This window comes from Bacillus sp. 05T31 (assembly GCF_056396725.1).
The window spans coordinates 1-8,702 of the sequence record NZ_JBFTMA010000129.1 but is presented as its reverse complement, the minus strand read 5'-3'; the positions used below and the strand labels follow the sequence as shown (position 1 = coordinate 8,702).

9 protein-coding genes and 1 pseudogene are annotated in these 8,702 nt (G+C 36.4%); 6 read left to right on the top strand and 4 right to left on the bottom strand.

Annotated elements, in window-relative coordinates; all coding sequences use genetic code 11:
* From AC1DJR_RS10815 to AC1DJR_RS10805, 3 genes are all read left to right on the top strand, one after another.
* A partial coding sequence (locus AC1DJR_RS10815; protein WP_477002586.1) for a PTS sugar transporter subunit IIC occupies positions 1-938 on the top strand: 938 nt, incomplete at its 5' end.
* Positions 914-1,192, top strand: coding sequence for a hypothetical protein (locus AC1DJR_RS10810; RefSeq protein WP_002087437.1), 279 nt, complete (start codon positions 914-916; stop codon positions 1,190-1,192). The genes AC1DJR_RS10815 and AC1DJR_RS10810, both read left to right, overlap by 25 nt.
* The gene (locus tag AC1DJR_RS10805) at positions 1,182-2,267 is read left to right on the top strand and encodes a DUF871 domain-containing protein (protein WP_477002585.1); all 1,086 of its coding nucleotides are present in this window, start codon (positions 1,182-1,184) and stop codon (positions 2,265-2,267) included. The genes AC1DJR_RS10810 and AC1DJR_RS10805 overlap by 11 nt, the downstream gene beginning before the upstream one ends.
* A 170-nt stretch (positions 2,268-2,437) precedes the next feature.
* On the opposite strand, the gene entC is transcribed toward AC1DJR_RS10805, so the two are convergent.
* Positions 2,438-3,850 carry a cell wall-binding protein EntC gene (entC, locus tag AC1DJR_RS10800; RefSeq protein ID WP_477002584.1) on the bottom strand — a complete coding sequence of 471 codons (1,413 nt, stop codon included), beginning with the start codon at positions 3,848-3,850 and terminating at the stop codon, positions 2,438-2,440.
* Between the two features lie 427 nt (positions 3,851-4,277).
* Here entC and AC1DJR_RS10795 point away from each other — a divergent pair, with 427 nt between their 5' ends.
* Complete coding sequence (locus AC1DJR_RS10795; protein WP_429687699.1) at positions 4,278-4,412, top strand: hypothetical protein; 135 nt, start codon at positions 4,278-4,280, stop codon at positions 4,410-4,412.
* Positions 4,413-4,566: 154 nt separating this feature from the next.
* Here AC1DJR_RS10795 and AC1DJR_RS10790 read toward each other — a convergent pair whose 3' ends face one another.
* The 3 genes from AC1DJR_RS10790 to AC1DJR_RS10780 are packed head-to-tail and all read right to left on the bottom strand — an operon-like array spanning position 4,567 to position 7,519.
* Positions 4,567-5,718, bottom strand: a complete 1,152-nt coding sequence (locus tag AC1DJR_RS10790) for an ABC transporter permease (RefSeq protein ID WP_477002587.1) — start codon at positions 5,716-5,718, stop codon at positions 4,567-4,569.
* A gap of 26 nt (positions 5,719-5,744) precedes the next feature.
* Complete coding sequence (locus AC1DJR_RS10785) at positions 5,745-6,419, bottom strand: ABC transporter ATP-binding protein (RefSeq protein WP_477002583.1); 675 nt, start codon at positions 6,417-6,419, stop codon at positions 5,745-5,747.
* Positions 6,416-7,519: an efflux RND transporter periplasmic adaptor subunit gene (locus tag AC1DJR_RS10780; RefSeq protein ID WP_477002582.1), complete on the bottom strand. Its 1,104-nt coding sequence runs from the start codon at positions 7,517-7,519 to the stop codon at positions 6,416-6,418. The genes AC1DJR_RS10785 and AC1DJR_RS10780 overlap by 4 nt, the downstream gene beginning before the upstream one ends.
* A 194-nt stretch (positions 7,520-7,713) precedes the next feature.
* On the opposite strand from AC1DJR_RS10780, the gene AC1DJR_RS10775 reads away from it, so the two are divergent.
* Together AC1DJR_RS10775 and AC1DJR_RS10770 are read left to right on the top strand one after the other, a co-directional pair.
* Complete coding sequence (locus AC1DJR_RS10775; protein ID WP_429687701.1) at positions 7,714-8,448, top strand: YwaF family protein; 735 nt, start codon at positions 7,714-7,716, stop codon at positions 8,446-8,448.
* An 86-nt stretch (positions 8,449-8,534) separates the two neighbouring features.
* Positions 8,535-8,702: pseudogene (locus tag AC1DJR_RS10770) on the top strand (ABC transporter permease subunit); the annotation flags it as partial.

Sequence of the window (8,702 nt, the reverse complement as noted above, 5' to 3'; positions counted from 1 at the left end):
GTGTTATTGATGCAGGTAGATATATTTCAGTAGGAACATTAAGTGCAACTTCTTTATTCGGAGCAATTGTTACAGCATTAATTGCAGTAGAAATTTATCACTTTATGATTAAGCATAATATTTCGATTAAATTACCAGATAGTGTACCACCAGCAGTTGCAAACTCGTTTGCAGCATTAATTCCAACTTTAGTAGTTATTCTTTTATTCTGGGGTATTCGTTACGGTTTGAAATTTGATGTAAACACAACAATCACATATTTAATCGCACCATTAAAATCAGTATTAGTAGGAAATAATTTATTCGGCGGTTTATTAACAGTATTCTTAATCGTGTTCTTCTGGTCGTTCGGTATACATGGCCCAGCGATTTTAGGACCAATCATCCGTCCGATGTGGGATTCAGCAATTCTTGAAAATATGGAAGTATTCACGGCTACAGGAAATGCACATCAGTTACCAAACTTATTTACAGAGCAATTTATTCAATGGTTCGTATGGATCGGTGGATCAGGCTCAACGTTAGCTTTAGTAATTATGTTTATGTTCTCTAAATCTAAGTTCTTAAAAGAGTTAGGTAGATTATCATTCGTACCAGGATTATTCAATATTAACGAGCCAATTATTTTCGGGGCACCAATTGTAATGAACCCAATCTTAATTATTCCATTCGTTATTACACCGTTAGTTACAACGACGGTATCATATTTCGCAGTTGTTTCAGGTATGATTCCGCTCATGAWGGCGAAGCTGCCATTTACGATGTTAGCACCAATTGCAGCGATTATTAGTACGGACTGGACAATTATGGCTGGTGTACTCGTACTTGTTAACTTTGTTATCTCATTCGTTATTTACTATCCATTCTTCAAAATGTATGAGAAGCAACAATTAGCAGGAGAGGAGAAAACAGAATGCTCGGAGCAATTATCATCTTAATTACATTCGTGGCGGGGCAGTGTATTGCACATTATTCAAAGTGGGTACAAAGTAAATCGCTATTAGTTTTACTACTTGTGTCGATATTATTTATTGGATGTTCAATGGGAGCTTATGTGGCATTTAGTTTAGAATCACCGTACTTTATCATCGTACCAACGATTTTATGTGCAACATGTTTATCTGCAAAATATAGATTTACGAGCATGGCATTAATACAACGTGTGAAGGAGATGCAAAAGCATGGAGCGTAAATTAGGAATTTCACTTTATCCAGAGCATTCAACGAAAGAACAAGATATGGCATACATTTCGGCAGCGGCACGCCACGGTTTTTCAAGAATATTTACATGTCTATTATCTGTGAATCGTCCGAAAGAAGAAATTGTAGCTGAATTTAAAGAAATTATTAATCATGCAAAAGATAACAATATGGAAGTTATTTTAGATGTAGCTCCRGCTGTATTCGATCAACTTGGTGTTAGTTATAGTGATCTATCGTTCTTTGCAGAGTTAGGCGCRGATGGAATTCGTTTAGATGTAGGGTTTGACGGGTTAACAGAAGCGAAAATGACGAATAATCCATATGGCTTAAAAATTGAGCTGAATGTAAGTAATGATATTGCCTATTTAGAAAATATCCTTTCGCATCAAGCGAATAAATCAGCTTTAATTGGTTGTCACAATTTTTATCCGCAAAAATTCACTGGTCTTCCGTATGATTATTTCATTCGCTGTAGTGAACGCTTCAAAAAGCATGGTATTCGCAGTGCAGCCTTTATTACATCGCATGCAGCTGACATCGGTCCATGGGATATTAATGACGGATTATGTACGTTAGAACAACATCGTAACTTACCAATTGAAGTACAAGCGAAACATTTATGGGCAACAGGGCTTATTGATGATGTTATTATCGGAAATGCTTATGCRAGTGAAGAAGAGTTAGAGARACTMGGAAACTTAAATCGTTACATGTTACAGCTRAAGGTACAATTTGTAGACGAAGCGACTGAAGTAGAGAAGAGAGCGACACTGCAAGAATTACACGTAAGACGCGGTGACATAACAGAGTATATGGTACGTTCTACAGAAGTACGTAAAAAGTACAAAGACTATGACTTCCCAGTGCGCGAAAGTGTACGACAGGAAAGAGGGCAAGTTGTAATTGGTAATAACCTATTCGGAAAGTATAAAGGTGAACTACAAATCATTCTGAAAGAAATGCCAATAGATGAACGGAAAAATATTGTCGGTACAATTGCAGAAGAAGAGTTATTCTTACTAGATTATGTAGGAGCTTGGACACAGTTTACTTGTGTGGAATAGGGAAGATAAGAGAGGATGCTATGGCATCCTCTTTTTTCTGTTGAAATGGTAGTCTATCGTATGTAGAATGCAAAGAGATAGATTTTATTTGGACGGGAGAGAAGGAGAAAGAATGTAAGAATCATAAAAAAAGAGTTAGCCTCAATAATGAGACTAACCCTTTTTTATAATTAGTTTAAAATTTTCACTGTAACTGTTTGGCGTCCCCAGTTACTTGATGTACCTTTATCTGGCATTAAAACATCAATTTTATTACCTTTAATAGCTCCACCAGTATCACCAGCGATTGCTACTCCGTAACCTTCAACCCATACTTTTGAACCTAATGGAATGACACTTGGATCAACTGCAATAAGTTTCATGTTTGGATTAGCTGTTAAGTTATGACCTAAAGCTGATTTTACTTGATCGCCTGCTTTGTAACCATTTTCAAGTGGATCTGCTGTGTAAGCTGTTGCTACAACTTGGAACTCACGAGAAGAAGATTGTGTGTTTTTCTCAGTTTCTTTTGCAACAGGTTGTTGTGTAGCTGGTTTTTGAGCCTTATTAGCCGCTTCACGATCAGCTGCCTCTTGAGCCTTAGCTGCTTTACGAGCTTCAGCTGCTTCCTCTTGAGCCTTAGCTGCTTCACGAGCTTCAGCCTCTGCCTGAGCTTTAGCCGCTTCACGAGCTTTAGCTGCTTCTTGAGCCTTAGCCGCTGCTTGAGCTTCAGCTGCTTCCTGAGCTTTAGCTGCTTCACGAGCTTTAGCTGCTTCTTGAGCTTTAGCTTCTGCTTGAGCTTCAGCCTCTGCCTGAGCTTTAGTTTCTGCTTGAGCCTTAGCTGCTTCACGAGCTTTAGCTGCTTCCTGAGCTTTAACTTCTGCTTGAGCTTCAGCCTCTTCACGAGCTTTAGTTGCTTCTTGAGCTTTAGCTTTTGCTTGAGTTTCAGCTACTTCTCCAGCTTTAACTGCTTCACGAACTTTAGCTGTGTCTTGAACTTTAATTGCTTTTTCAGCTTTAACTACTGGCTGAACTTTAACTGGTGCTTTTCCTGTTAAGTAAGGAATGTGTACATAAGCTGTTTGGCCGTTATATTCAAATTGGATCCAATCATTTTGTACTTGGTTTGTTGTTTCGATTACATCATCTTTTTTCAAYTTACCAAGAATYKCTGARTCTGTRTTYGCWCCAGCACGTACGTTTAATACGTTTGCTGTTACRTAGTACGTATCTTTTGTRTAGTCAGCGCTTATGAAAGCCTCTTTACCACTATTTAATTTAACTTTTGACCAKCCGTTTTCTGTATGTAAAACGTCAACCTTATATCCATCTAATAACTTTCCGACAACTTGTGATTCAGTAGTTGGGTTTTCTCGTACATTTAGTACATCAGTCGTTACGATTGTTTCTGCTTTAGCAGATGTTGTGAAAATCCCAAGACCAAAAACCGCTGCTGTTGCTATACCCATAAATTTTTTCATAATAGCCTCCATTGCATTTGTTTTCGTTGACCTCATTATAGCAACCATTATTTTCTTATTTGCGGAAAACACAAAACTACAAAGCATTCGTAACGAGGCATTAATATTCTGTAATAATTCCATTAATATCCTGACAGCGTTTTCTTTGCGTTTTTTAGGGGATTAGAACATATAATTCATAAAATCAATACTGTTTTAATTACTAATGGATTAATAATGTATCGGGAATGTTACTGAATTGTTTCTGTAACGTTACAGAAAAGGGATATTTAACTGTTTGAATCGCAATCTAGTTATATAAATATAATCTTTTTGTGTGCGAAGTCATATATATAGGGTGGATTTTAATAAAATAGAGATATAATTGTTACAAAACAAGTTGTAGTATGGAAAAAATTATGCCTTGAATTTGTTCTTTTACATATTATTTTTGCAATAATAGGATTGCTTGATAGCTTTCGTGAGAAATGAAAGTTTAAATGATAAAAAGATAATTGCAACATGAAACATATATAATAGAAGAAACATGATTTAAAGGGATGATATCGTTATGAGGTGGTTCGCGAATTGCAGTAGAATTATCCCGCTATTTGTGGGCAGTAAAACCCCACCTCAAAATTCGGCTGAAGCAAAGAAATTAGGTGGGAGATTAACTGCCCGTAAAAGCCCGATTGGTGAAGGCTAATAATCAGTGGGGGATGAACAAAACCCCCACTGATTATAGCTTCACTTTATATAATAGAAGTTAGAGGTTCTTATTTTTGTCAAAACGTCGATGAAATTACATTTGCCTTCAACAAAATAAAAAACGTAGGAGTGTAAACTCCTACGTTTTTTATTTACTCATATCGTAAACATTCAATTGGATCAAGTTTAGCAGCTTTGTTTGCTGGTAGTAAACCGAATGCAATACCGATTAGCATTGAGATACCTACTGAAAGAAGTCCAAGTTCTTTTGAGATAACGAGTGGCCATCCGGCAAAGATTGAGACGATCCAAGCGAAGAAAATACCRAGCATGAATCCGATGAAACCACCGAGTCCTGTTAAAATACAAGATTCAATTAAGAATTGTGTTAATACTTTACCGCGCGTTGCACCAAGTGCTTTACGAATACCAATCTCACGTGTACGTTCTGTTACAGATACAAGCATGATGTTCATTACACCGATACCACCAACAAGTAAGGAGATAGCGGCAATACCACCGAATACCATTTTCATCATACCGATGGATTCGTCTAATTGCTTCGTAAATTCACCTAAGTCCTGTGCTTCGAATTTGTGCTCAAATTTTGGAGCTTTCATTTCGTTTAAAACAGAAACGGCTTGTTTTTCTACACTTTTACGTTCTGTTGGAGAGGTCATTGTTAATCTTACAGAGTCATATTCATTTACTCCTGAAATGACAGGCGCGTTTTCAAGTGATGTATAACCTTCAGGCATAGCCATTCCAAATTCGTTTTTCGTTTCGTATACACCGACTATTTTATACGGCTTTCCTTTTAYATCAGTGTATAAATTTGATTCCCAACCACTAAATAATTTGTTGAAAGCTTCTTCATTTAATATAACGGCAGGAATTGCTTGGTTTAATTCGCTGTCGTTTAATTCGCGACCGTGAACTAATTTTATCTTCGAATCTGTCATAAAGGCGCCTGTTCCACCTTTTAAATCAAGAGAGACATCTTTTGAACCAGAAGATGCTTTTACTTTCATACTCACATCTGGATAAACATCTTTAACGCCTGGCACAGTTTGAAGACGGTTTAGCATATCAGGTGTGATTTTGGCACTATCTGTTCCATAATCAGGGTTGTTGTAGTAAATCGTTACTTCAGTATCTTTTCCTTGGCCTAATTCTTTTTTAAACTTTGCGTTTGTACCATCACCCATTGAAATGATAGTAATAATAGCGCTAATACCGATAATAATACCTAGCATTGTTAAGATAGAACGCATTTTATGAGCAAAGATAGAGGAAAGGGCCATGCGTATATTTTCACTCGTGTTCAAAATTAACCTCTCCAATCTTGGACGATATTTCCGTCACGAATTACAATTTGACGTGCTGCCGCTTCCCCAATTTCACGATCGTGGGTAATCATAATGATTGTTGAGCCTTGTTTGTTTAATTCGTAAAAGAGGTCCATAATTTGTGTACTTGTTTTCGTATCAAGTGCACCCGTCGGTTCATCTGCTAAGAGAAATTTCGGGTTATTTACGATTGCACGTGCGACTGCGACACGCTGCTTTTGTCCACCTGACAATTCATTTGGTAAGTGAGTAGCACGATCAGCTAAACTGACTTTTGTTAAAGCTGCTAATGAGCGCTCACGTCTTTCTTTTTTATCGACTCCAGCGTAAATAAGAGGTAGTTCTACATTTTGAAGTGCTGTAAGTCTCGGTAATAACATAAAGTTTTGGAATATGAATCCGATCTCTTTATTACGAACATGTGCAAGTTCTGTTTCAGACATGTTTGAAATGTTTTGACCAGCTAGTTCGTACGCACCTGTCGTTGGTTTATCTAAGCAGCCGATAATGTTCATTAATGTTGATTTACCAGAACCAGATKGTCCCATAATAGAAGTGAATTCTCCTTGGTTTAGTGTTACATCAATTCCGTGTAATATTTGAACGGACTCTGCACCATTTTGGAAAGATTTCGTGATGCCTTTTAAGTTAATCATTGAGTGACAACCTCCATACCATCTTTTAAGTCTTTTTCAGGTTTAGAGATAATTTCCTCTCCTTTTTTCACTCCAGAAACTTTTGCTTCGCTATCTGTCTCGAATTCAACAGTAACTGCTTGTTCTTTCGCTTTACCGTCTTTTACAACGAAGACAACATTTTTGTCACCTTTTTTCACAATRCTGCTTTTCGGAACAATCGTACCAGTTGCTTCGCCAGATTTACTYGTTACGTAAACATGGAAGCCGTTTTGTAATTCTTCACTATTATCTAATGTGACAGTGAATTGATAATTAGAAACAGTTTTATTTTCGTCCATGCTCTTTAATGGTGTAGAACCGATTTCTGTTACTTTYCCTGTCCAAGTCTTACCAGCGACCGTTTTTGATGAAACAGTTACTTCTTGCCCAACCTTCATACTAGCAAGTTCATATTCAGAAAGTTGACCTTTTACTTTAAATTGACCAGCGTGACGAAGTGTAATGCCACTCATACCTGTTTTTTCATCAGCAGTTTTYACGATATCATCAATTACACCRTCRRCWGGACTYGTTACAGAAAGWKTGTTTACTTTCTCTTTTGCTRCTTTAATCATTTCATCAGMTTTTTCWACTTCAAACTTTTTCATTTCAAGTTGTGATTCTAATTGCCCAACTTCGATTTCTGATGCTTTTAATGCTTCCTGAGGAAGGCCTGCATTTTTATCTTTTTGTAATTTTTGTTTCGCTGTATCAAGTTGTTTTTGATACAATGTTACTTCTTTTTGTGCGATTTTCTTTTGCATTTCTGCTTCCGTTACACCTTGTTTAGCAGTAGGATCATTATATTTAAACAGAAGTTGACCTTTTTTTACTTCATCACCTTTTTTAACAGCTAATTCATACGTACCTTTTGTTGGATCGAATGAAATTGTTTCAATTCCATTTGGAATAACTTCGCCGCCAAATTTTTGTGCATTTTCAATTTGTTTTTCCGTAACTTTATAACCGCCATATGCCATCGCTACTTCTGAACCGCCGCCAGCAAATGCAAAATATGATCCAGCTGCAATACCGATTGCTACTACACTAGTAATTAACACTTTATTTTTCTTCTTCATCTATTTATCACCTTTTCGTTCGTTTTAGTATCTACATTAAGTATAGAGGAGGTGAAGAATCTGACAAATCGTTTTAGCTTACAATAACCTTACAGTTTTGTAAGGTGGAGGTTGTCCTAGTTTAAGCAGATGAATTGACTCGTTGTTTCTTTCTTATAATAATATTGTATGAAGGAGAGGAGGGAGGAAGGAATATGGAAGCTTATTTTAGTGCGCATCCATTAAAACCATTTATTCCATACTCAAGGCAACATGCCATTATATTATTTATTATGTTGGTGGGGATATTTTTTCTATATCAATACCAAGATGTATTACGTCAAAGTGAGTGGAATATAACGGTTCGATATGCGATTGCATTTCTATTTATAGGAAGTGAGATTGGGCTTCATATGTGGGAATGGGAATCAGGGATTTTTGAACTAGGCACTTCATTACCATTTGAGTTATGTACGATAAGTTTGTTGTTAGCGTCGATTATGATTGTAACGAAAAGTTATCGAATATATGAGATTGTATTTTTTACAGGAATTATCGGTGCATCACAAGCGATTTTAACGCCAAACGTGCAATACGCTTTTCCGCATTTTCGCTTTATAGAATTCTTCATTGCACATGTATTACTTATTTGGGCACCGCTCTTTATGACGTGGGTAGAAGGATATAGACCGACCTTGCAATCTATAAAGCGTACGATGATATTTTTAAACATAGTAATTCCAATCGTTTCATTTGTTAATTATAAAACGGGTGGCAATTATATGTTTTTAGCTCATAAGCCAGAAACTGCTTCATTACTCGATATGTTAGGGCCGCATCCTTACTATATTATTTCATTAGAAATAGCTGCGCTTATGGGATGTTTCATTTTGTATATACCGTTTGCGAAAAGAGAAGGGCATGCGCATAAAGAATCACTAGGGTCATAACCTAGTGATTTTTCTTTGTGAATATTTACAATTCAGAAAATTAAGAATAAAATTAAAGGGTAAATCATAGAGAGAGAAGGGGAAAAATGGTCAAAAAAGTATTTTTGAATGGGATGGAAATGACGATTCAATTTATTATTTCGATTTTGGGTATTATTTGTTTAGGGGCACTGCCGAAATTATTTTATGGATTTGAGCYGAATGCATCAAAGTACATAAAGAGTTTAAAAGAAGTGTTTGTGAACTTAATGGAT

Coding starts and splice junctions, on each gene's coding strand:
- AC1DJR_RS10775 (WP_429687701.1), top strand. CDS start 7,714: ATGGAAGCTTATTTTAGTGCGCATCCATTAAAACCATTTATTCCATAC.
- AC1DJR_RS10810 (WP_002087437.1), top strand. CDS start 914: ATGCTCGGAGCAATTATCATCTTAATTACATTCGTGGCGGGGCAGTGT.
- AC1DJR_RS10795 (WP_429687699.1), top strand. CDS start 4,278: ATGAGGTGGTTCGCGAATTGCAGTAGAATTATCCCGCTATTTGTGGGC.